This is a genomic window from Latilactobacillus curvatus JCM 1096 = DSM 20019 (assembly GCF_004101845.1).
Lineage (GTDB): Bacteria > Bacillota > Bacilli > Lactobacillales > Lactobacillaceae > Latilactobacillus > Latilactobacillus curvatus.
The window spans coordinates 1,338,332-1,362,088 of sequence record NZ_CP026116.1; the positions used below are offsets into that span (position 1 = coordinate 1,338,332).

The 23,757-nt window shown below is 41.2% G+C and carries 38 protein-coding genes; 3 read left to right on the forward strand and 35 right to left on the reverse strand.

What is annotated here, in order from left to right:
- Positions 1–14 precede the first annotated feature (14 nt).
- The 32 genes from LCU_RS06945 to rpsJ form a co-directional block, all read right to left on the reverse strand.
- The gene (locus tag LCU_RS06945; protein ID WP_056966954.1) at positions 15–806 is read right to left on the reverse strand and encodes an energy-coupling factor transporter transmembrane component T family protein; all 792 of its coding nucleotides are present in this window, start codon (positions 804–806) and stop codon (positions 15–17) included.
- Positions 799–1,674 (reverse strand): energy-coupling factor ABC transporter ATP-binding protein, encoded by an 876-nt coding sequence (locus LCU_RS06950; RefSeq protein WP_054644275.1) that lies wholly within the window; start codon positions 1,672–1,674, stop codon positions 799–801. Before LCU_RS06950 ends, LCU_RS06945 begins: the two co-directional genes overlap by 8 nt.
- Complete coding sequence (locus LCU_RS06955) at positions 1,650–2,495, reverse strand: energy-coupling factor ABC transporter ATP-binding protein (RefSeq protein ID WP_065825278.1); 846 nt, start codon at positions 2,493–2,495, stop codon at positions 1,650–1,652. The genes LCU_RS06950 and LCU_RS06955 overlap by 25 nt, the downstream gene beginning before the upstream one ends.
- A 316-nt stretch (positions 2,496–2,811) precedes the next feature.
- Positions 2,812–3,192, reverse strand: a complete 381-nt coding sequence (gene rplQ / locus LCU_RS06960) for a 50S ribosomal protein L17 (RefSeq protein ID WP_004270204.1) — start codon at positions 3,190–3,192, stop codon at positions 2,812–2,814.
- Between the two features lie 26 nt (positions 3,193–3,218).
- Positions 3,219–4,157 carry a DNA-directed RNA polymerase subunit alpha gene (locus LCU_RS06965; RefSeq protein ID WP_056966986.1) on the reverse strand — a complete coding sequence of 313 codons (939 nt, stop codon included), beginning with the start codon at positions 4,155–4,157 and terminating at the stop codon, positions 3,219–3,221.
- A gap of 83 nt (positions 4,158–4,240) precedes the next feature.
- Positions 4,241–4,633, reverse strand: a complete 393-nt coding sequence (gene rpsK, locus LCU_RS06970; protein WP_004270203.1) for a 30S ribosomal protein S11 — start codon at positions 4,631–4,633, stop codon at positions 4,241–4,243.
- A gap of 23 nt (positions 4,634–4,656) precedes the next feature.
- Positions 4,657–5,022 (reverse strand): 30S ribosomal protein S13, encoded by a 366-nt coding sequence (gene rpsM, locus LCU_RS06975; protein ID WP_054644273.1) that lies wholly within the window; start codon positions 5,020–5,022, stop codon positions 4,657–4,659.
- A 25-nt stretch (positions 5,023–5,047) separates the two neighbouring features.
- Positions 5,048–5,164 carry a 50S ribosomal protein L36 gene (gene rpmJ / locus LCU_RS06980; protein ID WP_011375433.1) on the reverse strand — a complete coding sequence of 39 codons (117 nt, stop codon included), beginning with the start codon at positions 5,162–5,164 and terminating at the stop codon, positions 5,048–5,050.
- Between the two features lie 32 nt (positions 5,165–5,196).
- Positions 5,197–5,415 (reverse strand): translation initiation factor IF-1, encoded by a 219-nt coding sequence (gene infA / locus LCU_RS06985; RefSeq protein WP_004270190.1) that lies wholly within the window; start codon positions 5,413–5,415, stop codon positions 5,197–5,199.
- Between the two features lie 193 nt (positions 5,416–5,608).
- Entirely contained in the window at positions 5,609–6,265 is a 657-nt protein-coding gene (locus LCU_RS06990) for an adenylate kinase (RefSeq protein ID WP_004270218.1), read from the reverse strand.
- A gap of 53 nt (positions 6,266–6,318) precedes the next feature.
- Complete coding sequence (secY, locus tag LCU_RS06995; RefSeq protein ID WP_039098375.1) at positions 6,319–7,614, reverse strand: preprotein translocase subunit SecY; 1,296 nt, start codon at positions 7,612–7,614, stop codon at positions 6,319–6,321.
- Entirely contained in the window at positions 7,615–8,049 is a 435-nt protein-coding gene (gene rplO / locus LCU_RS07000) for a 50S ribosomal protein L15 (RefSeq protein WP_004270222.1), read from the reverse strand.
- Positions 8,050–8,083: 34 nt separating this feature from the next.
- Positions 8,084–8,269 (reverse strand): 50S ribosomal protein L30, encoded by a 186-nt coding sequence (gene rpmD / locus LCU_RS07005; protein ID WP_004270183.1) that lies wholly within the window; start codon positions 8,267–8,269, stop codon positions 8,084–8,086.
- A gap of 14 nt (positions 8,270–8,283) precedes the next feature.
- Positions 8,284–8,784: a 30S ribosomal protein S5 gene (gene rpsE, locus LCU_RS07010; protein ID WP_004270199.1), complete on the reverse strand. Its 501-nt coding sequence runs from the start codon at positions 8,782–8,784 to the stop codon at positions 8,284–8,286.
- A gap of 18 nt (positions 8,785–8,802) precedes the next feature.
- On the reverse strand, positions 8,803–9,162 hold the full coding sequence (gene rplR / locus LCU_RS07015; protein WP_004270211.1) for a 50S ribosomal protein L18: 360 nt from the start codon (positions 9,160–9,162) through the stop codon (positions 8,803–8,805).
- A gap of 40 nt (positions 9,163–9,202) precedes the next feature.
- Complete coding sequence (rplF, locus tag LCU_RS07020) at positions 9,203–9,733, reverse strand: 50S ribosomal protein L6 (protein WP_004270197.1); 531 nt, start codon at positions 9,731–9,733, stop codon at positions 9,203–9,205.
- Positions 9,734–9,763: 30 nt separating this feature from the next.
- Positions 9,764–10,162, reverse strand: a complete 399-nt coding sequence (gene rpsH, locus LCU_RS07025; protein ID WP_004270181.1) for a 30S ribosomal protein S8 — start codon at positions 10,160–10,162, stop codon at positions 9,764–9,766.
- Between the two features lie 32 nt (positions 10,163–10,194).
- Complete coding sequence (locus LCU_RS07030) at positions 10,195–10,380, reverse strand: type Z 30S ribosomal protein S14 (protein WP_076786297.1); 186 nt, start codon at positions 10,378–10,380, stop codon at positions 10,195–10,197.
- A gap of 17 nt (positions 10,381–10,397) precedes the next feature.
- Positions 10,398–10,940, reverse strand: coding sequence for a 50S ribosomal protein L5 (gene rplE / locus LCU_RS07035; RefSeq protein WP_004270214.1), 543 nt, complete (start codon positions 10,938–10,940; stop codon positions 10,398–10,400).
- Between the two features lie 28 nt (positions 10,941–10,968).
- The gene (gene rplX / locus LCU_RS07040) at positions 10,969–11,280 is read right to left on the reverse strand and encodes a 50S ribosomal protein L24 (RefSeq protein WP_054644271.1); all 312 of its coding nucleotides are present in this window, start codon (positions 11,278–11,280) and stop codon (positions 10,969–10,971) included.
- 30 nt (positions 11,281–11,310) lie between these two features.
- Positions 11,311–11,679 (reverse strand): 50S ribosomal protein L14, encoded by a 369-nt coding sequence (gene rplN, locus LCU_RS07045; protein ID WP_039098372.1) that lies wholly within the window; start codon positions 11,677–11,679, stop codon positions 11,311–11,313.
- 45 nt (positions 11,680–11,724) lie between these two features.
- Positions 11,725–11,994, reverse strand: coding sequence for a 30S ribosomal protein S17 (rpsQ, locus tag LCU_RS07050; RefSeq protein ID WP_004270192.1), 270 nt, complete (start codon positions 11,992–11,994; stop codon positions 11,725–11,727).
- A gap of 23 nt (positions 11,995–12,017) precedes the next feature.
- Positions 12,018–12,212: a 50S ribosomal protein L29 gene (gene rpmC / locus LCU_RS07055; protein ID WP_004270191.1), complete on the reverse strand. Its 195-nt coding sequence runs from the start codon at positions 12,210–12,212 to the stop codon at positions 12,018–12,020.
- On the reverse strand, positions 12,202–12,636 hold the full coding sequence (gene rplP, locus LCU_RS07060; RefSeq protein WP_004270207.1) for a 50S ribosomal protein L16: 435 nt from the start codon (positions 12,634–12,636) through the stop codon (positions 12,202–12,204). Before rplP ends, rpmC begins: the two co-directional genes overlap by 11 nt.
- A 2-nt stretch (positions 12,637–12,638) precedes the next feature.
- Positions 12,639–13,298: a 30S ribosomal protein S3 gene (rpsC, locus tag LCU_RS07065; RefSeq protein WP_004270189.1), complete on the reverse strand. Its 660-nt coding sequence runs from the start codon at positions 13,296–13,298 to the stop codon at positions 12,639–12,641.
- A gap of 13 nt (positions 13,299–13,311) precedes the next feature.
- Positions 13,312–13,665, reverse strand: coding sequence for a 50S ribosomal protein L22 (gene rplV / locus LCU_RS07070; protein WP_004270187.1), 354 nt, complete (start codon positions 13,663–13,665; stop codon positions 13,312–13,314).
- Between the two features lie 18 nt (positions 13,666–13,683).
- Entirely contained in the window at positions 13,684–13,965 is a 282-nt protein-coding gene (rpsS, locus tag LCU_RS07075; RefSeq protein ID WP_004270198.1) for a 30S ribosomal protein S19, read from the reverse strand.
- A gap of 82 nt (positions 13,966–14,047) precedes the next feature.
- Positions 14,048–14,881, reverse strand: coding sequence for a 50S ribosomal protein L2 (gene rplB, locus LCU_RS07080; RefSeq protein ID WP_056966423.1), 834 nt, complete (start codon positions 14,879–14,881; stop codon positions 14,048–14,050).
- 38 nt (positions 14,882–14,919) lie between these two features.
- Complete coding sequence (gene rplW / locus LCU_RS07085) at positions 14,920–15,204, reverse strand: 50S ribosomal protein L23 (protein WP_004270217.1); 285 nt, start codon at positions 15,202–15,204, stop codon at positions 14,920–14,922.
- Positions 15,204–15,827 (reverse strand): 50S ribosomal protein L4, encoded by a 624-nt coding sequence (rplD, locus tag LCU_RS07090; RefSeq protein WP_004270194.1) that lies wholly within the window; start codon positions 15,825–15,827, stop codon positions 15,204–15,206. Before rplD ends, rplW begins: the two co-directional genes overlap by 1 nt.
- A 23-nt stretch (positions 15,828–15,850) precedes the next feature.
- Positions 15,851–16,486, reverse strand: coding sequence for a 50S ribosomal protein L3 (rplC, locus tag LCU_RS07095; RefSeq protein WP_039098368.1), 636 nt, complete (start codon positions 16,484–16,486; stop codon positions 15,851–15,853).
- A 42-nt stretch (positions 16,487–16,528) separates the two neighbouring features.
- Positions 16,529–16,837, reverse strand: coding sequence for a 30S ribosomal protein S10 (rpsJ, locus tag LCU_RS07100; RefSeq protein WP_004270220.1), 309 nt, complete (start codon positions 16,835–16,837; stop codon positions 16,529–16,531).
- Positions 16,838–17,170: 333 nt separating this feature from the next.
- Here rpsJ and LCU_RS07105 point away from each other — a divergent pair, with 333 nt between their 5' ends.
- Positions 17,171–17,722 carry a cysteine hydrolase family protein gene (locus LCU_RS07105; protein WP_054644267.1) on the forward strand — a complete coding sequence of 184 codons (552 nt, stop codon included), beginning with the start codon at positions 17,171–17,173 and terminating at the stop codon, positions 17,720–17,722.
- 193 nt (positions 17,723–17,915) lie between these two features.
- The gene (rsgA, locus tag LCU_RS07110) at positions 17,916–18,920 is read left to right on the forward strand and encodes a ribosome small subunit-dependent GTPase A (RefSeq protein ID WP_056966425.1); all 1,005 of its coding nucleotides are present in this window, start codon (positions 17,916–17,918) and stop codon (positions 18,918–18,920) included.
- A 644-nt stretch (positions 18,921–19,564) separates the two neighbouring features.
- Here rsgA and fusA read toward each other — a convergent pair.
- The 3 genes from fusA to rpsL form a co-directional block, all read right to left on the reverse strand.
- Positions 19,565–21,652, reverse strand: a complete 2,088-nt coding sequence (fusA, locus tag LCU_RS07115) for an elongation factor G (protein WP_004270213.1) — start codon at positions 21,650–21,652, stop codon at positions 19,565–19,567.
- 91 nt (positions 21,653–21,743) lie between these two features.
- Positions 21,744–22,214 (reverse strand): 30S ribosomal protein S7, encoded by a 471-nt coding sequence (rpsG, locus tag LCU_RS07120; RefSeq protein WP_054644265.1) that lies wholly within the window; start codon positions 22,212–22,214, stop codon positions 21,744–21,746.
- Positions 22,215–22,303: 89 nt separating this feature from the next.
- Complete coding sequence (gene rpsL / locus LCU_RS07125) at positions 22,304–22,717, reverse strand: 30S ribosomal protein S12 (protein WP_004270179.1); 414 nt, start codon at positions 22,715–22,717, stop codon at positions 22,304–22,306.
- Between the two features lie 270 nt (positions 22,718–22,987).
- Between rpsL and LCU_RS10175 the strand changes: the two genes are divergently transcribed.
- A complete protein-coding gene (locus tag LCU_RS10175; RefSeq protein ID WP_081038321.1) occupies positions 22,988–23,695 on the forward strand; it encodes a prepilin peptidase in 708 nt (235 codons plus the stop codon).
- The last annotated feature ends 62 nt before the right edge of the window (positions 23,696–23,757 follow it).

The following is a 23,757-nucleotide window of genomic DNA, read 5'->3' on the forward strand; positions in this document are numbered from 1 at the left end:
GAGTCCTTTTTGCGTTATCTTAAGAATAAAAGTGCGACGGTTAAAAGGCCCATCGTGATAAATGCCACGGTGTCTCTTGTCCGCCATTTCAAAATTCGGTACTTACTGCGGCCTTCGCCACCTTGGTACCCCCGTGCTTCCATTGCCGTTGCTAAATCATCCGCGCGGTTAAAACTGCTGACAAATAACGGAATTAAAATCGGCACGATTGCTTTCATTTGTTGGAATAAATTCCCTTCACCAAAATCAACCCCACGCGCACGTTGCGCATCCATAATCTTAGTGGTTTCATCCATCAATGTTGGTACAAAGCGCAATGCAATTGATAGCATCAATGCAACTTCATACACTGGAAAATGGACTACTTTAAGCGGCTTGAGAATTGATTCAATCGCATCCGCTAACGACAATGGCGGCGTCGTCAATGTCAGGAGAGTCGACATGAAAATAATCAATACAAAGCGCATGAAGATGTAGACGCCATTAATCAGCCCGTACTGGGTAAGCGTCAGAAATCCCCACTGCCAATAGACATGACCACCACGGGTGAAGAAAATCTGTAAGAGCACTGTAAATAGAATTAGCCATAACAGCGGCTTAACCCCTTTAATAAAGAAGGCGAGTTTAATTTTTGAAATCCCGATTAGCGCTAACGTAAAGACCAGTAATAAAGCATAGGCTTGCCATGTACGCGCTAAAAAGATGATCCCAATATAATAAAAACTGGCTAATAACTTCGCCCGTGGATCCATCCGGTGTAACACTGAATCACCGGGGATATATCGGCCCAGAATTAATTTATTCATGTCCAATCCCCGCCTTCTTCGGTAGTTGTTCCGCTAATAAGGCGGCCAATTCATGTTCGGTTAGTGGTACTTGATCAAAGACAAAGCCTTGTCGCATTAAAGCTTGCGCGAACTGAGTCGTTGTTGGTAAGCCAAGTTGTTTTTCCGTTAACCAATCCGGATCCGCAAAAATTTCGCGTGGTGCTCCGGTCTTAGCTAGCTTGCCATGTTCCAAAACGATAACGTTGTCGGCGTAGTTCGCCACATCATCCATCTGATGGGTGACCATCACAATCGTCATCCCCTGCTCAATGTGTAACTTTTCAAAAAGCGTCATCATCTCACGCCGGCCAACTGGATCGAGCCCCGCGGTTGGTTCATCTAAGACCAATACTTCCGGTTTCATTGCCAACACACCAGCAATGGCAACGCGGCGCATTTGCCCACCAGATAAATCAAAAGGTGACTTGTCAATCACGTTAGCGGGTAAACCGACGAGTTCAATCATCTCTTTAGCGCGTTCAAGTGCTTCAGCTTCAGGGACACCGAAGTTCTGCGGACCAAAAGCAATATCTTTTTGCACCGTCGACTCAAATAATTGGCTTTCAGGAAATTGAAAAACCATCCCAACTTTTTGACGAACAGCCTTTAAGTTTTTGTTGTTGGTCTCAGGCGTGATTTCGCGCTCACCAATCTGAACAACGCCGCTCGTTGGTTTTAAGAGTGCATTGAGGTGTTGGAGCAATGTCGACTTGCCACTACCTGTATGACCAATCAAAGCCGTATAGGAGCCACTTGGAATGGTCACATTGATATTTTCTAGCCCAATCCCTTGAAAAGGCGTGCCTGGCTGGTAAGTGTAGCTTACATTTTTGAATGTAATGTCCATAAGTACTCAACCATCCTTTCCGTTGTGAGATAATCTGTGGGCATCTCGATAGCGCGTTCATTTAGCGCTGCTTTAAGTTTTTCTGGATATGGAACATCTAGCCCTAAATCAAGCAAACGTTGCCCATATGCAAAAATATCGGCCGGTGTGCCCTGATCATGCACTTGCCCCTTATCTAAGATAATGATCCGGTCCGCACTTGCGGCTTCGTCAATATCGTGGGTAATTGATAGCACGGTCATGTTTGTTTCTTGTTTTAACTTATGAATGGTTGCGAGAACTTCTTCGCGCCCTTTTGGATCTAGCATACTGGTGGCCTCATCGAGAATCAGAATCTCAGGTTGTTGTGCGATGATCCCTGCTAAGGCCACTCGTTGTTTTTGGCCACCCGACAAACGGCTTGGTTCACGTTTCAAGTATTCACTCATACCAACACGTTCAACCGCGTCTTTAACCCGTTCAATCATTTCAGCTCGCGGAATCCCCTGATTTTCGAGACCAAAAGCAACATCGTCTTCAACCGTTGCACCGACAAATTGATTATCCGGATTCTGAAAAACCATGCCAATTTTCTGGCGAATAGTCCACACGTTATCCAACGACAATGGTAACCCATCAATCGTCACTGATCCCGATTGTAAATCTAACAAACCGTTCAATGATTTCGCGAAGGTACTCTTACCACTACCGTTATGACCGATAATGGCGACCCATTCGCCGGCATTGATACTGACAGAAAGATCATTCAGTGCTAAATGTCCTTCAGATTGTGGGTATTCATATTTTAAATGTTCAACTTGAATTATTTTTTGCTCATTCATGATTAATAACCCGTATTTTCCTTGGAATTAAAGTGCATTGGTTATGTTATCCATGCACGTTTCAAATCAAAAACCTGTTCCTATTTTATCATATAAAAGGCCATAGCGCTTTCGTTAGTCACCCTTTATTCAAAGGATATCCAACACAAAAAACGTCTAACTCCGATTTAACTCGGAATTAGACGTTATTTTATGTAAATCATCAATCGATGAAAGCCATACTGTGTTGCTAGTATGACCTTAGGACTAGACTCGGAGTACTTCCATCATCATAACGCCCTGTCTCATCGATCAAATGACCTAAATCATTTTGTGATTAAACAAGTTCAATAATCACCATTAATGCACCGTCACCACGACGAGGGGCTGTTTTAAGAATACGTGTGTAACCACCATTTCTTTCAGCATAACGTGGAGCAATGTCACTAAATAATTTTTGTAAAGCAGATTGAACGATTACAGCATCGTCTTCTTCGCGAATATCAGCTACTTCGTTACGAACGAATGCTGCAGCTTGACGACGAGCGTGTAAATCACCGCGTTTACCTAAAGTGATCATTTTTTCAGTTGTTTTACGAATTTCTTTGGCACGAGCTTCTGTAGTAATGATACGTTCATTGATGATTAAATCAGTTGTCAAATCACGTAACATTGCCTTACGTTGTGAGCTTGTGCGACCTAATTTACGATAACTCATGAATGGAGTCCCTCCTTCTTATCAGTTTATTCTTCTGTGCGTAAGCCTAAGCCAAGATCAAATAACTTGTTCTTAACTTCTTCTAACGACTTGCGACCAAGATTTCTAACTTTCATCATATCTGCTTCTGATTTGTCAGTTAACTCTTGAACAGTGTTGATTCCAGCGCGTTTCAAACAGTTGTATGAACGAACTGATAAATCTAACTCTTCAATTGTCATTTCAAGCATTTTCTCTTTATGTGTCTCTTCTTTTTCGACCATGATTTCAGCATTTTTCGCTTCATCAGTAAGATCTACAAAGATTGCCAAATGCTCTGTCATAATCTTCGCAGCTAAGCTAATAGCTTCTCTAGGACTGATGGAACCGTTTGTCCAAACATCAAGTGTTAACTTGTCGAAATCGTTACGACGACCAACACGTGTACTTTCTACTTGATAGTTGACACGACTGATTGGGGTATAAATTGAGTCGATTGGCAAAACACCAATTGGCATATCGTCTGACTTGTTTTGATCAGCAGCAACATAACCACGGCCTTCTTTAACTGTCATTCGCACGTGGAAATTGCCGCCTTCAGCTACTGTACAAATATATTGATCAGTATTTAAGACTTCAACGTCATCATCAGAAATGATATCAGCAGCAGTAACTGTTGCCGGACCCTTAACATCGATTTCAATTGTCTTGTCTTCTTCAACATGCAATTTAAGTGCTAATTTTTTAATATTCAAGATGATTTGTGTTACGTCTTCTAGGACGCCATCAATTGTTGAAAATTCATGTAAAACACCATCAATTTGAATATCTGTGACAGCAGTACCTGGTAAAGAAGCGAGTAAAATACGACGTAAAGAGTTACCTAAAGTCGTACCATAGCCACGTTCAAGTGGTTCTACAACGAACTTACCATAGTTAGTACTTTCATCAACCTTTGTAATGTTTGGTTTTTCAAATTCGATCATTCTTATCTTTTACCCCTTTCAAAACGAGAAGTGTTTATACGTGAACACGTTTCAGTTTGTCTCAAAATGAAGCGTAGCCCAGACTAAACACGACGGCGTTTTGGAGGACGAGATCCATTATGAGGAACTGGTGTAACGTCACGAATAGCAGTAACTTCTAAACCAGTTGCTTGTAATGAGCGAATTGCAGCTTCACGGCCAGAACCTGGTCCTTTAACAGCAACTTCAACAGATTTCATACCATGTTCCATGGCTTCTTTACCAGCAGCTTCTGCAGCCATTTGAGCAGCAAAAGGTGTTGACTTACGACTACCTTTGAAACCTAATGAACCAGCAGATGACCATGCAACAGCATTCCCATGAGGATCAGTGATCATCACAAGAGTATTGTTAAATGTTGAGTGAATATGTGCAACGCCGGCTTCGATATTTTTCTTCACACGACGCTTACGTGGAGCATTTTTCTTGTTTGCCATAAATTATAACCTCCTTTTACTGATTATTTCTTCTTGCCTGCAATCGTAACTTTCTTACCTTTACGAGTACGTGCGTTGTTCTTCGTGTTTTGACCACGAACTGGTAATCCACGACGATGACGCATGCCACGATAAGAACCGATTTCTTGTAGACGTTTGATGTTTAAGCTAACTTCACGACGAAGATCGCCTTCAACTTTAACTTTGTCGATTGCTGCACGGATCTTGTCTTCTTGATCCGGCGTTAAATCACGAGTACGGACGTCTTCTGCGACGCCAGCATCAGCCAAGACTTTAACGGCAGTTGTATTTCCGATACCGAAAATATAAGTTAAAGCAATCACAATTTGTTTATCACGTGGTAAATCCACACCTGCGATACGTGCCATTCTTGCACCTCCTGCTTAATTAATATTAACCTTGACGTTGTTTATGTTTTGGGTTAGCTGCGCAGATAATCATAACGCGGCCTTTTCGTTTGATAACTTTACAATGTTCGCACATTGGTTTTACTGATGGTCTTACTTTCATATCGACTGACCTCCTTGATATGATCCTTACGCCTATTTAAAGCGATACGTAATTCGTCCCTTAGTCAAATCATAGGGTGACAATTCAACTGTCACACGGTCTCCAGGTAAAATCTTGATGTAGTTCTTACGGATTTTACCAGAAACGTGTGCCAGAATAACTGCACCATTTTCAAGTTCTACTTTAAACATTGCATTTGGTAAAGTATCAGTTACTTTACCTTCAATTTCAATGACGTCATCTTTTGCCACGCAAAAGTACCCCCTTGTGGTTGTGAAAATTCATACAGAAAAATGGTGAGAGCTCTCCGCACTCACCGCTAGTGGTCATACCGAGATATTATATCACAAGTATTAAATTTTTAAAAGCACTGAGAATTCTGTCATTAAACAACTAGTCAGGCTTTTACGTGAACAATGACCGTGAGATCACTTGAGTTGATGACTAGTCTTTAATGGTATCAAGTACTTTTTGAACGGCAGAGAACACATCATCAATTTCTTGATTCCCATCCACCGTGTAAAGTAGGTTACGTTTTTCATAATAATCAAGTAAAGGTGTATTCATTTCGATATTGACCTTTAAGCGATTCTTAACCGTTTCAGGTTTGTCGTCTTCTCGTTGGAAGAAAACATGTTCGCCGCAACGATCACATGTACCTTCCACTTTAGTTGGATGGTAAAGTTTGTGGTACGTTGCACCACAATTTTTACAAATAAAGCGGCCAGATAAACGATCAGCCAAGATTTCAGGATCAACATCAATGTTAATCACACCATCTAAAGGTTTGTTCAATTTATCAGTAATGGCAGCTAAAGCATCCGCCTGATCAAGAGTCCGAGGAAAACCATCAAGGAGATAACCTACATTAGTATCTGCTTGTGCAAGACGTTCCTCAACAATTCCGTTGGTCACATCATCTGGTACCAATTCACCTTTATCGATGAATGACTTAGCTTTAACCCCAAGTTCTGTTTGATCTGCCATAGCAGCTCTGAACATGTCACCAGTTGAAATGTGTGGAATATGATAAGCGTCAACAATCTTTTCAGCTTGCGTTCCCTTACCAGCGCCGGGAAGTCCCATTAACATGAGATTCATGCCTTTGCCTCCTATTTAAAACCAGGATTCAATACTTTTTAAACGATAATTGCTTATCGAATGAATCCAACATACTTGCGTTTCATAAGTAACCCTTCGAGTTGACGTGTGCTTTCAAGCGCAACACCAACAACGATTAGTAAACTCGTCCCACCCAAACCAATTGATTGGGGTAAGCCACCGAGGTTTGCTGCTAATTGTGGTAATAATGCAATTACCCCAAGGAACAACGCACCGACAGTTGAAAGACGCATTAATACGCTAGAAAGATACTTCTCGGTACCTTTACCTGGCCAAACACCTGGGATATAACTCCCTTGCTTAGTCAAGTTCTCCGCAACTTTTTCAGGGTTAACCTGAACAAAAGCATAGAAGAAGGTAAAGAGAACAATGAGCACCGTATAAACAATCGAACCTGTCACAGTCTGCATGCTGAAGATATCTGATAATACTTTAAACCAAGTATCTGCACCATGACCTGATTGGAAGGCCATTAAGATTGTTTGAGGTGTCATAATAAATGAACTGGCGAAGATAACCGGAATCACACCAGCGACGTTAACTTTAAGGGGTAGGTAACTATTTTCACCTGCACCAGCTTCACGACGCGTATATTGAATCGGAATCTTTCGATTTGCTTGTTGGACCCATGTCACAAATGTGACAATCACGAGTACTGCAATAATCAAACCGATGATGAATAAGACACCTTTCCACATATCGCCTTTTGAAGCGTTCAAGACTTGTTCGCGGAAGATTTGGTAAAGACCGCTTGGAAGGCGTGCAATGATCCCTGCAAAGATGATCATTGACACACCATTCCCTAAGCCTTTATCCGTTATCTGTTCACCCAACCATGTAATTAACATCGTACCACCCGTTAAAATGATCCCGATGCTAACGAAGGTCTTAATCCCCGGATCTTTAACCAAGCCCATTTGACTGAGTGAGTTAAAGCCAGCGGTAATCCCTATCGATTGGATAAATGCTAAGATGATGGTTAAGTAACGCGTTACTTGGTTAAGCTTACGTCGCCCAACTTCACCTTGCTTGCTCCATTCAACAAACTTAGGCACAATATCCATTTGTAGTAATTGAACCACAATTTGGGCAGTGATGAATGGTGAAACCCCCATCGAGAAGATGGAATAGTTCGCCAAGCCACCACCACTTACGGTATCAAGCAATGGGATCAAACCAGTTGAACCCAACTTAGTCAATGCACCAGCATTCACACCTGGTACCGTAATTTGTGCACCTAAACGATAAACGATCAAAACGCCTAAAGTAAACAAAATCTTACTACGGATTTCCTTTACTTTAAATGCGTTTTTGAGTGTCTTTAGCAATTAAATCACCTCAATTGAACCGCCAGCAGCTTCTACAGCAGCTTTTGCAGCTTCAGAATACTTGCTTACCTTAATGTTCAATTTTTTGTTTAATTCACCATTCGCTAATAATTTAACACCTGATAATTCATTCTTAACAACGCCTGCTTCGATTAAAACAGTTGAAGTAATTTCTGCACCGTCTTCAAAACGATTTAAATCGTTTAAGTTGACAACAGCATATTCCTTACGGTTGATATTCTTGAATCCACGTTTTGGCATACGACGGAATAAAGGCATTTGTCCACCTTCAAATCCTAAACGTACTTTACTACGAGCTTTTTGGCCTTTTTGACCACGACCAGCAGTTTTACCAGTACCTGAAGAAGTACCACGGCCGACACGTTTACGAACGTCACGAGCACCTTCGTTAGGTTTCATTTCATGTAATTTCATTATTGTGCGCACCTCCTTGCAATATATGTTGAAATTAGTCTTTAATTTCTTCGACTGTTACTAAATGTGCGAGTTTGAAAATCACACCGCGAGTTGCAGCATCATCTGGTTTGATTACAGAACTATTTACTCGGTTCAAGCCAAATTCTTTGACCATTTTACGTTGTTCTGGAAGACGATGAGCAGCACTTTTTCTTAAAGTAATCTTTAATTTAGCCATGTTCAGTTATCCTCCTAGTTTTGTAAGCTTTCTACAGATACATTACGTAATTCTGCAATTTCTTCAGCAGTCTTCATACGAGTTAAACCGTCAATTGTGGCACGGATAACATTGATAGCAGTTTTGCTACCTAATGTTTTACTTGTCACATCATCGATTCCTGCTAATTCCATGACGGCACGAACAGCACCACCGGCAGCAATACCAGAACCTTCAACAGCTGGTTTTAATAGAACACGACCAGCGCCGAAGCGACCAATAATTTCATGAGGTAATGTTGTTCCGACCTTAGGAACATTGATAAGATTCTTTTTAGCGTCTTCAACGGCTTTACGGATAGCTTCAGGAACTTCTTGTGCTTTACCTGTCCCGAAACCTACGTGACCGTCTTTATCACCAACGATTACGATTGCTGCGAAACGTAGACGACGTCCACCTTTAACAACTTTTGTAACACGGTTGATTGAAACAACGCGATCTTCTAAATCTAAATGAGTTGGATCAATGTAAGTCATAAATGGTTTTCCTCCTTATTAGAATTCTAGTCCGTTTTCACGAGCAGCTGTAGCTAAAGCTTCGATACGACCGTGGTATAAGTAACCGCCACGATCAAAAACAACAACTTTATGGCCGGCTTTAACAGCGCGTTGTGCAACTAATGCGCCAACTTGTTGTGCTTGTTCTACTTTAGTACCTTCTGCTTTTACTTCTTTATCTAATGTTGAGGCACTTGCTAGCGTCACACCCGCTACGTCATCAATAAGTTGAGCGTAGATGTTTTTGTTAGAACGGAAAACGTTCAAGCGTGGGCAGTCAGCAGTACCAGAGATCTTGCCACGAACGCGTGTATGGCGTTTTTGACGTGTCTTATTCTTGTCTGGTTTTGTAATCACAATTTTCACCTCTTAATATCGTTTAACAGCTCAGGCTGCTTTATTTACCAGTTTTACCTTCTTTACGGCGAACATATTCATCAGTATAACGAATACCTTTACCTTTGTAAGGTTCTGGAGGACGAACATCACGGATTTCAGCTGCGAATTGGCCAACTTGTTGTTTGCTAATACCGCTGATGATGATGTTTGTGTTTGATGGGACTTCGACTGTAACGCCTTCTGGGGCTTCCATTTCAACTGGATGTGAATACCCAACGTTCAATACTAAAGTCTTGCCTTTCAATTGAGCACGGTAACCAACACCGATAAGATCCAATGTCTTCTTGAAACCTTCCGTTACGCCCAAGATCATGTTGTTTAAGTTAGCACGCATAGTACCGTGCATTGCACGATCACTTTCACTATTACGTGTAAAGTTGATAAGGTTACCTTCTTCGTGCATTTCAATCACTGGACTGAAATGACGTGTTAGTTCACCTTTAGGTCCCTTAACTGTGATGTTTTCACCGTCTTTAGTAACGGTAACACCTGCAGGAACTTCGATTACTTTTAATCCGATACGACTCACGTTATGACACCTCCTTATTTTAAGTTTAGATTACCAAACGTATGCGAGAACTTCGCCGCCGGCAGCCTTTTCACGAGCTTCTTTGTCAGTTACGACACCGTTGCTTGTTGAGATAATTGCGATGCCTAAGCCGTTTAATACCTTAGGAACATCATTAGCTTTAACGTAATTACGTAAACCAGGTTTTGAAATCCGTTTCAAACCAGAGATAACACGTTCGTTATTCTTACCATATTTCAAGAATACACGGATGATACCTTGTTTGTCGTCTTCAATCACTTCGTAATCGCGGATAAAGCCTTCGCGTTTCAAAATTTCAGAAATTTCTTTTTTCATACGTGAAGCAGGGACTTCTAATGATTCGTGATGTACCATGTTGGCATTACGAATACGTGTTAGATAGTCTGCGATTGGATCTGTCATGACCATGTGGAATTAACCTCCTTATTGACTCTTTATAATTACCAGCTTGCTTTTTTCATGCCTGGAATTTGGCCCTTATGAGCTAATTCACGGAGGCAAACCCGGCAAAGCTTAAACTTACGATATACAGAATGTGGACGTCCACAACGTTCGCAACGTGAATATTCTTGTGTTGAAAATTTTGCTGGACGATGATTCTTTACAACTAAAGATTTTTTAGCCAAGAAATTGACCTCCCTTTTTATTTAGCAAATGGCATGCCAAATTGTGTTAACAATTCGCGTGCTTCTTCGTCAGTATTTGAAGTTGTTACAATAACAACATCCAAACCACGAACGCGATCTACCTTATCATAATCGATTTCAGGGAAGATCAATTGTTCGCGTACACCTAATGTATAATTACCGCGACCATCGAATGATTTTGCACTAACACCGTGAAAATCACGAACACGAGGTAAAGATACGTTAACTAATTTATCTAAGAAATCGTACATTCTTTCGCCACGTAAAGTTACTTTAGCGCCGATTGGCATACCTTCACGTAAACGGAAACCAGCGATTGATTTCTTAGCTTTTGTGATTAATGGTTTTTGACCAGCAATCAAACCTAATTCTTCAACAGCTTTATCCAAATTCTTAGCGTTTGAAACAGCATCACCAACACCCATGTTAAGTACGATCTTTTCGATCTTAGGTACTTGCATGCTTGATGTGTAGTTGAACTTTTCGATCAACGCTGGTGTCATTTCTTTAACATATTTTTCTTTTAAACGGTTAGTCATGTAAAAAGTGCCTCCTTTCCCCAAAAGATTATTTATCGATTGATTCTCCAGTTTTCTTTGAAACGCGTACTTTCTTACCATCAATCACTTTGAAACCTACACGAGTAGCTTCGTTGGTTGATGGATCAATTAGCATAACGTTTGAAGCATCGATACTTGCCTCTGTGTCAACAATCCCACCATTAGGGTTTTGAGCATTTGGCTTAACATGCTTTTTAATGGTATTGATACCTTCAACAACAACACGGCCTTCTTTAGGCATAGCTTTGATGATTGTACCTTCTTTACCTTTATCTTTACCACTGATTACTTTAACTTTATCACCAGTTTTAACGAACATTGATATACGCACCTCCTTGGTTGTCTGTAATTATAGAACTTCAGGCGCTAAGGAAACGATCTTCATGAAATCACTGTCACGCAATTCACGTGCAACTGGCCCGAAGATACGTGTTCCTTTTGGAGTCTTGTCATCATTGATGATAACAGCAGCGTTTTCGTCGAACTTGATGTAAGAACCGTCTGCACGACGAGCACCTGACTTAGTACGAACGATAACAGCTTTGACAACTTCACCTTTTTTGACAACGCCACCTGGTGTTGCCTGTTTAATTGTTGCAACGATAACATCACCGATGTTAGCAGTCTTGCGACCTGAACCACCCAAAACTTTAATAGTTAAAATTTCGCGGGCACCGGAGTTATCAGCAACCTTAAGACGACTTTCTGATTGAATCACTTATAGGTCCTCCTTCCGTCACTTATATATATATTGAGTAACGATTTAGATAATAACTGCTTTTTCAACGACATCTAATAAACGGAACCGTTTTGTACGTGACAAAGGACGAGTTTCCATAACACGCACAACGTCGCCAACTTTTGCTTCGTTGTTGTCATCTTGTGCATAATATTTCTTTGAATATCTAACACGTTTACCATATTCAGGATGTGTTTTATAAGTTTCAACCACGACAGTAATTGTTTTATCCATTTTGTCTGAAACAACACGGCCTTGGTACACTTTACGATGGTTACGACTTTCTTCGCTCAAAGTAAATAGCTCCTTTCCATTTATTATTTGTTAAGTTCTTGTTGACGTAATACAGTTTTAATCCGTGCAATGTTCTGACGAACTTGCTTTAAGCGGGCGGTATTTTCTAATTGACCGGTAGCTTGTTGGAAACGAAGATTGAATAATTCTTCTTTGTATTGGTGTTCTTTTTCAAGCATTTCAGCAGTGGTTAATTCAATAATATCTTTAGCCTTCATTTGACTCGCCACCTACTTCCTCGCGTTTTACGATCTTAGTTTTAACTGGCAATTTATGTGATGCCAAGCGTAATGCTTCACGAGCAACTTCTTCAGAAACGCCGCCGATTTCAAACATGACTTTTTCACGTTTTACTACAGCAACCCATCCAGCAGGAGCACCCTTACCTGAACCCATTCGAACGCCGACACCTTTTGCAGTGTATGATTTGTGAGGGAAAATTTTAATCCACACTTTCCCACCACGTTTCATGTAACGAGTCATGGCAACACGAGCAGCTTCGATTTGACGGTTGGTAATCCAACTTGATTCTAAAGCTTGTAGCCCGAATTCACCAAAAGTGACTTCTTTGCCACCTTTTGCAGCACCGCGCATCTTCCCACGGAATTCACGACGATGTTTTACACGTTTAGGTACTAACATGTTTATTTCCCTCCTTTCGTATTGTTGTTGGCTTTAGCGGGTAATACTTCGCCCCGATAAATCCAAGTCTTAACTCCTAATTTACCGTAAGTAGTCATGGCTTCGTCCCATGAATAATCGATGTCTGCACGTAGCGTATGCAAAGGAACAGTTCCTTGAGCATGTGTTTCGACACGAGACATGTCAGCACCGTTCAAACGGCCGGCAACTTGAGTTTTAATACCCTTAGCACCAGCGCGCATTGTACGTTGCATAGCTTGGCGTTGAGCGCGACGGAAAGCAACACGTGCTTCCAATTGACGAGCAATGCCTTCACCTACTAAGTGAGCGTCTAAATCAGGTTTCTTGATTTCCACAATGTTGATGTGTACTTTCTTACCTGTTAAGTTGTTTAATTCTTTACGTAGATTTTCTACTTCAGAACCGCCTTTACCGATGACCATACCAGGTTTAGCAGTATGGATTGAAACGTTCACGCGATTTGCAGCGCGTTCGATTTCAATAGTAGAGACAGATGCGTCAGCTAATTTTGTGTTGATATATTTACGAATCTTAAGATCTTCGTGTAAGAATGTTGCGAAATCTTTTTCTGCATACCATTTAGCGTCCCAATCACGGATGACGCCAACACGAAAACCGGTTGGATTAATCTTTTGACCCACGCGATATCCCTCCTTATGCTTCTTTTTCTGATACAACTACAGTGATGTGACTTGTACGTTTGTTGATTGGTGATGCTGAGCCTTTAGCGCGAGGACGAAAACGTTTCAATGTTGGTCCTTCGTTAGCATAAGCTTCTGTAACGACCAAGTTTTCTGCATCTAAGTCGTAATTATGTTCTGCATTAGCGATAGCTGATTTCAAAACTTTGATTACGACTGGTGAAGCAGCTCTTGGTGTAAATTCTAAGATTGCAATTGCTTCTGCAACGCTCTTGCCTCTAATCAAGTCGACTACCATCCGTACTTTACGGGCTGCCATCCGAACTGATTTTGCGCTAGCTGTTGCACTAGTAATTTGATCTGCCATTGAGATTCATCCTCCTTTCTAGCGTGCTTTTGTTTTCTTATCGTCATTTCCATGACCATGGAAAGTTCTTGTTGGTACGAATTCACCTAATTTATGGCCTACCATATCGTCTGAGATGAAAACGGGAACGTGTTTCCGTCCGTCATAAACAGCGATTGTGTAGCCAATAAAGCTAGGGAAAATTGTCGAGCGACGGGACCAAGTCTTGATGACTTGTTTCTTTTCGCTATCGGCTTGTGCTTCAATCTTGTTGAGCAAGTGTGCGTCTGCGAATGGTCCTTTTTTCAAACTACGACTCATTATGAAACCTCCTTCGAATAAAAAGTTCAATGTGACTTATGTTTAAGCCGCATTGGCTTTAGACATGTTCAATTGGAATTGATTATCTTGATTTACGATGACGAATAATAAGTTTCTCTGAACGAGCCTTACTACTACGAGTCTTCTTACCAAGCGTCTTCTTACCCCATGGAGACATAGGAGAAGGACGACCGATTGGAGCTTTACCTTCACCACCACCATGAGGATGATCGTTAGGGTTCATTACTGACCCACGAACTGTAGGACGGATACCCATCCAACGTTTACGGCCAGCTTTACCAATCTTGATTAATTCGTGTTGACCGTTACCAACAGTACCGATCGTTGCACGACATGTAAGTAGGATCATACGTGTTTCGCCAGAAGTTAAACGAACGATAGCGTATTTGCCTTCTTTACCTAATAATTGAGCTGATGTACCAGCTGAACGAACCAATTGGCCGCCTTTACCAGGTTTTAATTCGATATTGTGGATAAGTGTACCATCAGGAATATTAGCTAATGGTAATGCGTTACCTACTTTAATATCGGCATCCACACCAGATTCAACAACCATGCCTACTTCAAGACCTTTAGGGGCGATGATGTATGCTTTGATACCATCTGGATATTGGATTAATGCAATATTTGAAGTTCTGTTTGGATCGTATTCAATTGACTTAACAGTCGCTTTGATACCATCTTTGATACGTTTGAAGTCGATGACACGGTATTTTTGCTTATGACCGCCGCCACGATGACGAACAGTGATATGACCATGTGCATTACGACCAGCAGTATGGCTTTGGGATTCCAACAACGTCTTTTCAGGGGTTGTCTTTGTGATCTCAGCAAAATCTGAGCTGGTCATATTACGACGACCATTTGTGGTTGGTTTGTACTTAATAATTCCCACGTGTATACCCTCCTATAATTATTCTATTTAAGTGTTGCTTAATCTTCGAAAATCTTGATTTCTTTTGAATCAGCAGTTAAAGTAACGATTGCTTTACGGCGTTTTTTAGTATAGCCAGCATAGCGACCTTGACGTTTTAACTTGCCACGAACGTTCATGATGTTTACGTTTTTAACGTTTACACCAAAGATTTCTTCGATTGCGTAACGCACTTGTGTTTTGTTGGCACGAACATCAACATCAAATGTGTATTTCTTGTCGTCCATTGCAGCCATTGAATTTTCAGTAACTACTGGGCGTAAAATAACATCGCGTGCTTCCATTATGCAAGCACCTCCTCAATTTTAGAAAGAGCAGCTTGAGTAAGGATTAATTTTTGGTTGCCAACAACGTCTAATACGTTGATACCATCAGCAGCTACAACGGTTACGTTAGGTAAGTTGCGAGCTGATAATGCAGCAAAATCATTTCCGTCTTCAAGTACTACCAATGCTTTAGTATTAACGTCTAACTTGTTAAGTACTTCAGCGAATTCTTTAGTCTTAGGTGCGTCAAAGTTGAATGCATCTACAACAACTAAATCATTGTCGATAACCTTTTGTGAAAGTACTGACTTGATTGCAAGACGACGTACTTTACGAGGTAATTTGTAGCTGTATGAACGAGGTGTAGGACCAAATACGGTACCACCACCACGCCATTGAGGTGAACGGATTGAGCCTTGACGAGCACGACCTGTACCTTTTTGACGCCAAGGTTTACGACCACCACCACGAACAGCTGATCTGTTCTTAACAGCGTGTGTTCCTTGTCTTAATGAAGCACGTTGCATGATGATTGCATCAAACACAACGTTTTCGTTAGGTTCGATAGCCCAGATTGAGTCGTTTAATTCAACGTTCCCATTTTGGCTACCATCTTGTTTAAATAATGTTACGTTTGCCATTGGTAAAATCCTCCCTTCTCAGATTATTTGTTACGAGCTTTAACAGCTGTTTTGATTGTAATCATTGAGTTTTTAGCACCTGGCACGTTACCTTTAACAAGGATAACGTTCTTTTCAACATCTGTACTTACAACCACAAGGTTTTGAACAGTACGTTGGTTGTTACCCATGCGTCCAGGTAATAATTTACCCTTGAAGACACGGTTGATAACAGCACCCATTGAACCAGGACGACGGTGGTAACGAGAACCGTGACCCATAGGCCCACGTGATTGTCCGTCTTTTTTAATGTTACCTTGGAAACCATGACCTTTCGTTACACCAGTAACGTCAACGACGTCGCCGGCTGCGAAAGTATCAACTTTGATTTCTGTTCCTACTTCGTAATCTCCTAATGCGACATCTCTGAATTCTCTAATGAAGCGCTTAGGAGTAGTATTTGCTTTTGCTACATGACCTTTAGCAGGTTTGTTTGACAAGACTTCACGTTTATCTTCAAAACCAACTTGGATGGCTTCATAGCCGTCTGTTTCGTTTGTTTTAACTTGTAAAACAACGTTTGGAGTTGCTTTGATAACTGTTACGGGAATTAATTCGCCGTTTTCAGTAAAGACTTGTGTCATACCTACTTTTCTACCTAAGATTCCTTTTGTGGTCATGGTAACACCTCTTTTCTAGTATTTTTAATTGGTTGGTACGAATTAAAGCTTGATTTCGATATCTACACCACTTGGTAAGTCAAGTTTCATCAATGAATCAACTGTCTTAGGTGTAGGGTTAACAATATCGATTAAACGTTTGTGTGTACGCATTTCGAATTGTTCACGTGAATCTTTATGCTTATGTGGTGAACGAAGCACTGTATAAAGTGTTCTTTCAGTTGGTAATGGGATTGGGCCAGAGATAGTAGCACCTGTTCTCTTTGCTGTTTCCACAATCTTGTCAGCTGATTGATCCAAAATACGGTGTTCGAATGCTTTCAAACGAATACGAATCTTTTGTTTTGCCATGTTTTTCCCTCCTTCGTCTATTTTAAAAGTAGACTAGCTCCGTGAAAATTTTTCCGGCACGCCCGCCCATGGCAAAGCGGCCGGGTGTGTCGCAACCTCTCACATCTTAGCTACTCGGTAATCTTTTTGACTACCATGGTGCGCACTCCTGCTATGGAAATAGCACTTTATCTATCTTACAAGATACAACCCGATAACGCAACCCTTTTTTGCTGATTTATCAAAGTTTTTCATAACATTTTCATAAATCTTGTAGCAAGCGTCATTCGTGGATTTCTAGCCATGTTTTGATACACTGAAAGCAACTTAAATCCCCTCCAGGAGGTCCTTATTATGTCCCATAACGCACTTTTGATTATCGACTATACAAATGACTTCGTTGACCCAAACGGTGCTCTGACAGCCGGCAAACCCGCTCAGCAAATCGTTCCTGTAATTATCGAATTAGCTAACCAGTTCCTAGCAGCCGGTGATTACGTCATCTTACCGACTGACTTACACGTCAAGGATGATCCATTTCATCCAGAGAGCGCCCTATTCCCACCACATAATCTAGCCAATACTTGGGGCCGTGAGTTTTACGGACCACTAGCTAGCTGGTACACCAAGCACCAAACCGATCCTCACGTCTATGCATTTGCAAAGAATCGCTATTCAGCATTTGCTAACACTAATCTGGATAATTTCTTACGCGAGCGCGAGATTGACGCGTTAACACTGACTGGCGTTTGCACCGACATTTGCGTGCTCCACACTGCAGTCTCGGCATACAACTTAAATTACCCACTAACAATTCCAGCCGCTGCTGTCGCAACTTTTACACCGAACGGGCAAGAATGGGCACTCGCGCATTTTAAAAACAGCCTCGGAGCTACAATTATCTAATTTGACTTTTAACGATCATTTGCTATCTTAAATGACGGGACAATGTACCCATTCTATATAAAGAAGATTCTTTTTATGTTAAAAACAAACACAGCAATTATGCTATCAATGGCGGTATTCGCTGCTTAGATAGCCAGTGCCGCCATTATTTCATTTAGATCATCATGAAATAACACACTGGAGGCGCATCATCATGCAAACACAACAAACAGCTTTTTTAATTTTTCAAAGCCAAGGCCATTACAAAGTCCTACTCAATCATCAAGAATTAACCGCAACAATCAGCGGTCGGTATCGCCACTTGGCAGAAAGCACTAACGACCTGCCCGTTGTCGGTGATCAAGTAACCGGCGTGATCTATGATACGGATTATTTCCAAATCCAAGGACATCTCCCCCGGCACACGCTTATTCAACGACACAACAGTAATAAGCAACAACGGATTCAAACTTTAGCGGCCAATATTGCAACGATTTTCATCGTAACATCCGCCAATCAAGAATTCAGCGAAGCGCGCTTACAACGCTATTTAACGATGGCTTGGGATAGCGGCGCAACACCGGTGATTGTTTTGAGTAAAACCGATTTAGTCAGCGACTCTGAGCTAACAACCTTTCTTGACGCCATCGCAAGTGTGACATTCGACAGCGTTCCCGTCATCACAACTGGCCAGACGGCATCAAATGTTGCAGCGACTTTCAAACCGTATTTAACAGCTGGACAATGGGTGACATTTGTCGGCTCATCCGGCGTTGGTAAATCAACCCTGATCAACCAGCTCATTAAAGAGCCTTCCGTTTTAACGAGCGGCATTCGCGCTGACGATGATAAGGGGCGCCACACAACCACCAATCGACAAGCCTATCAAACTGCTAGCGGGGCCTTCATCGTCGATACTCCTGGCATGCGCGAACTCGGCATGACAAGTAGCATGTCTAAGGCACTCAAGACAGTCTTTACTGATATTGAGACGCTCGCACAGGACTGTCGATTTAAGGATTGCCAGCATCAAAGCGAACCCAGTTGCGCCGTACGAGCCGCAATCGATGCAGGTTCATTAATGCCTGAACGGCTAGCTGATTTCAATAAACTGGCTATCGAAGCGGACTATAGTCAACTATCCGCCCGCGAAATCGAACAAGCAAAGGTTAAACGTCTGATGGGCAGTTTGAAAACACGTCCTACAAAACAAAACTAACTCAGTAAGCCGTGCCTAGAAACACAAAAAGGGAGTTACGACAAAAGTGATTTTTGTCGTAACTCCCTTTTTTGGAGAAGTTTATATGAAAAAGAGTTTGAGTTTTTTTGCCAGGGCGGTGGCAAATCGAGTTAGCGGGGATTGAACCCGCATGAACCAGTCTTAATGATCAACAAATCCTTGCGCCTTCGAAAGCAAGTCTCTATCAATCACCAGAAAACCATTCACTGTTCTTGGGAGGAATTTCAAATGGGCCGGTTCGTTTTACCATTAAACTATAACTCATTGGCGGTGCTTTACTTAGACGGATTCTTTAGGGAGGAATTGTCTAATGAAAATTCATTTAATCTTGCTTTTCAAGGTAACTTTTTCCGCCTAACTACGTGAAGACAACGATCACCTTCGTTGCTCATTATCCTCGCTATGTTATGCTCAAAAGCTAACCACCTTGAAAAGCATTTTTACCTTTTCAGATTATTTCTTGGGAGGAATTCATCTGATGTATACAGAATACCAACCAGTTATGAATTAAATATGAACTTTCATTTACGAAACTGTAAAATCGCATTTTTACGCACAAAAAAAGGACTCGTCGCAATGACGAGTCCTTTTCCAATCGAAACCAATCACTTAAGATTAGCGGCTTATTGGCCACCGTTCTTCTTGATGATTTCTTCTTGGATGCTCTTAGGAACAGCTGAGTAGTGGTCAAATACCATTGTAAATGTCCCACGACCTTGTGTAGCTGAACGTAATGTTGTCGCATAACCAAACATTTCTGACAATGGTACCATTGCATTAACGATTTGGGCATTACCACGTGCTTCCATACCTTCAACAGCACCACGACGAGCAGTTACTTGTCCCATGATATCGCCAAGATATTCTTCAGGAGCAATAACTTCAACCTTCATGATAGGTTCAAGGATTTCAGCGCCAGCTTGTTTAGCAGCGTTCTTCAATGCCATTGATGCAGCAATCTTAAATGCTGATTCATTAGAATCGACATCATGATAACTACCATCATATAACTTAGCTTTAACGTCAATCAATGGGTAACCAGCTAAGACACCGTTTGCCATTGATTCTTTCAAGCCTTGTTCAACTGATGGGATGTATTCACGAGGAACCACACCACCGACGATAGCGTCTTCGAATTCGAAGCCTTTACCTTCTTCGTTAGGTGTAAATTCAACCCAAACATCACCATATTGACCTTTACCACCGGATTGACGAACGAATTTACCTTGTGCAGATGCTTGTTTTGTGAATGTTTCACGGTAAGCAACTTGAGGTTCACCAATTTTGGCAACCACTTTAAATTCACGTCTCATACGATCAACCATGATATCCAAATGCAATTCACCCATCCCAGAAATAAGCGTTTCGCCTGTTTCATTGTTGGTTTCAGCCTTGAATGTAGGATCTTCTTCAGCAAGTTTTTGTAAAGCAAGATCTAACTTATCACGATCTTCTTTTGATTCAGGTTCAACAGAAACTTGGATAACTGGGTCAGGGAATTCCATTGATTCCAAGATTAATGGATGATCAACGTCAGTCAATGAATCACCAGTTGTTGTATTCTTCAAACCGATTGCAGCAGCGATATCCCCAGAGAATACTTCAGGAATTTCGTTACGGTGATTTGAATGCATTTGTAATAAACGACCAACACGTTCACGTTTGTCTTTAGTTGCATTCAAAATGTATGAACCAGATTGTAATGTACCAGTATAAACACGGAAGAATGTTAAACGACCAACGAATGGGTCAGTAGCAATCTTAAATGCTAAACCAGCAAATGGTTTGTCATCGCCAGCCATCAATTCAACTTCTGAATCATCTTCTGGGTTTTTAGCGTTATAAGGACGTACGTCTAATGGTGATGGTAAGTAATCTACAACACCATCCATTAACATTTGAACACCTTTATTTTTGAAAGCTGAACCAGCGAAAACTGGGAAGAATTTCAAATCGATAGTTGCTTGACGAATAGCAGCTTTCAATTCATCTTTAGAAATTTCTTCGCCTTCTAAATATTTGTCCATAATGTCGTCATTAACATCAGCAACAGCTTCAACTAATTCGGCACGACGTTTTGTAGCTTCTTCAAGGTAGTCAGCAGGTACATCAACTGTATCCCACTTAGCACCTAATTCATCTTCATCATAGATGTCAGCTTGCATTTCGATCAAATCAATAACGCCTTGGAATTCATCTTCAGCGCCGATTGGCATTTGAACAGCATGTGCATTAGCTTGTAAACGATCTTCCAATGTTGTCATTGAGTAATCGAAGTTAGCACCAAGTTTGTCCATCTTGTTAACGAAAACAATCCGGGGAACACCATAAGTAGTTGCTTGACGCCAAACATTTTCAGTTTGAGGTTCAACACCTGATTGAGCATCTAAGACAGTGATTGCACCATCTAAAACACGCAATGAACGTTCAACTTCGATTGTGAAATCAACGTGTCCTGGTGTATCAATGATATTAACTCGGTTACCTTTCCATTCAGCTGTTGTAGCAGCTGATGTAATTGTAATCCCACGTTCTTGTTCTTGTTCCATCCAGTCCATTTGTGAAGCCCCTTCGTGGGTTTCACCGATCTTATGGATTTTACCAGTGTAGTACAAGATACGTTCTGTGGTTGTTGTCTTACCAGCATCAATATGAGCCATGATACCGATATTACGCGTTTTGTCTAACGGAAATTCACGTTTGTTTGCCATAAGTGAATATTACTCCTCTCGAATATTAAGCTATATACAACAAGAGGCCATTATATGATTTGAATACATATAACAGCCAACCTTGTTAATCTTACCAGCGATAATGTGCAAATGCGCGGTTGGCATCAGCCATTTTATGTGTATCTTCACGTTTCTTAACTGCAGCACCAGTGTTATTGGCAGCATCCATGATTTCACGTGCAAGACGTTGATCCATGGTATGTTCCCCACGTAGGCGAGCATAGCTTACTAACCAGCGTAAACCTAAAGTTGTACGACGTTCTGGACGAACTTCAATTGGTACTTGGTAGTTAGAACCACCGATACGGCGAGCTTTAACTTCAAGTACTGGCATGATGTTGTTCATAGCTTCTTCGAACACTTCTAATGGTTCATTACCAGTTTCTTCTTTAATAATATCAAATGCATCGTATAAGATTGTTGACGCAGTACCACGTTTACCATCAACCATTAAGCGGTTGATTAAGCGTGAAACCAATTTAGAATTGTACATTGGATCAGGTAAAACGTCACGTTTTGCAACATAGCCTTTTCTTGGCATCCTGATAACCTCCTCAAGATATTTAAGTCCTTGAAGTAACACACAGTGTCATTTAAACTTCAATCGACTTTTTCAAATTTTTTTGTGTGTTATTTTTTAGGTCTCTTAGTACCATACTTAGAACGGCTTTGCATACGACCGTCAACACCGGCAGTATCTAAAGCACCACGGATAACGTGATAACGTACCCCAGGTAAATCCTTAACACGGCCCCCACGGATAAGAACAACACTATGTTCTTGTAGGTTATGACCAATACCAGGAATATAAGCTGTAACTTCGATTAAGTTAGATAAACGCACACGCGCATACTTACGTAAAGCAGAGTTAGGCTTTTTAGGTGTCATAGTACCCACACGAGTAGCAACCCCACGTTTTTGTGGTGCTGGATTATCTGTAGCTTTTTTCTTCATACTGTTGTAGCCAAAGTTTAATGCAGGTGCATCAGACTTTGAAGTTCTTGATTTACGACCCTTACGTACCAATTGGTTAATTGTTGGCATTTGAAGGTTCCTCCTTCCTTGATCTGAAAGTTATTTTTGAGTTTTAAGTCCACACATCCAGGTGGTTCTTTTTTTGCGATAAAAAAATGGCAACCTAGATTGCGTGGATTGTAATGCATTTTTAGACGTCAGTCAGCATGTCTGAATATCAGAAAACTTCCGTAAAAAGCACATCTACAAGAATAGCATGCACAACTACGAAAGTCAACGTGCTATAAGCCAGTTTTTCAGAAAAAGTTGCGCCCTTTTTTTGTAGTTATCATAAAGGAGATGACACGTTTGTTAATATATTTTTTAACCTTTGTTATTGGCGCGTGTTGCGCCTCTTTTTTAACTGTTTGTGCTTGGCGTTGGCCACTCGGTTTATCCATCACATGGCCTGGTTCACGGTGTGACTTCTGCCATCACGCCCTCGCTTGGTACGACTTATGTCCAATTATCAGTTACCTCATTCTCAGAGGGCACTGCCGCTATTGTGATACTCGAATCCAGCACCATTTTTTTACTAGTGAGGTTATTGGCGGCTTGTTAGCGTGTTGTTTAGCCAGTCAATATTTCACACCACAGATTGGCTATTTATTGCTTATCCTTTATTTGTTGAGCCTAGTCGATATTTTCCATACAGCTCTATACCCAGTTCCAATGGTACTGGCTTTTATGCCTTTGTTTATTGACTACTGGCCGACAAACCATTGGCTCAGTGCCCTATTGATTGGCAGCACCTTATCTGTCATCAACTACTTTTCAGATGGCATCGGTACTGGTGACATTGAATTATTGGCAATTCTTGGGTTGTGGTTTGGATTGGAGGTCACCCTATCCATGTTATTAATTGCCTGTCTCCTCTGTTTAATCAAATATCTCATTGATAGTCTCCACCATCCAGTTGTCCTCGCCTTAGTCGGACGCCGCCCAATTCCATTTGTCCCGTATATCAGCTACGGTGTCTTAATCGTTTTGTTTATTGCAAACACATAAAAAAGGGCCTCACCATGTCGGTGAGGCCCTTTAACGTGCAATTTAGAGCAACTGTTCTAAAT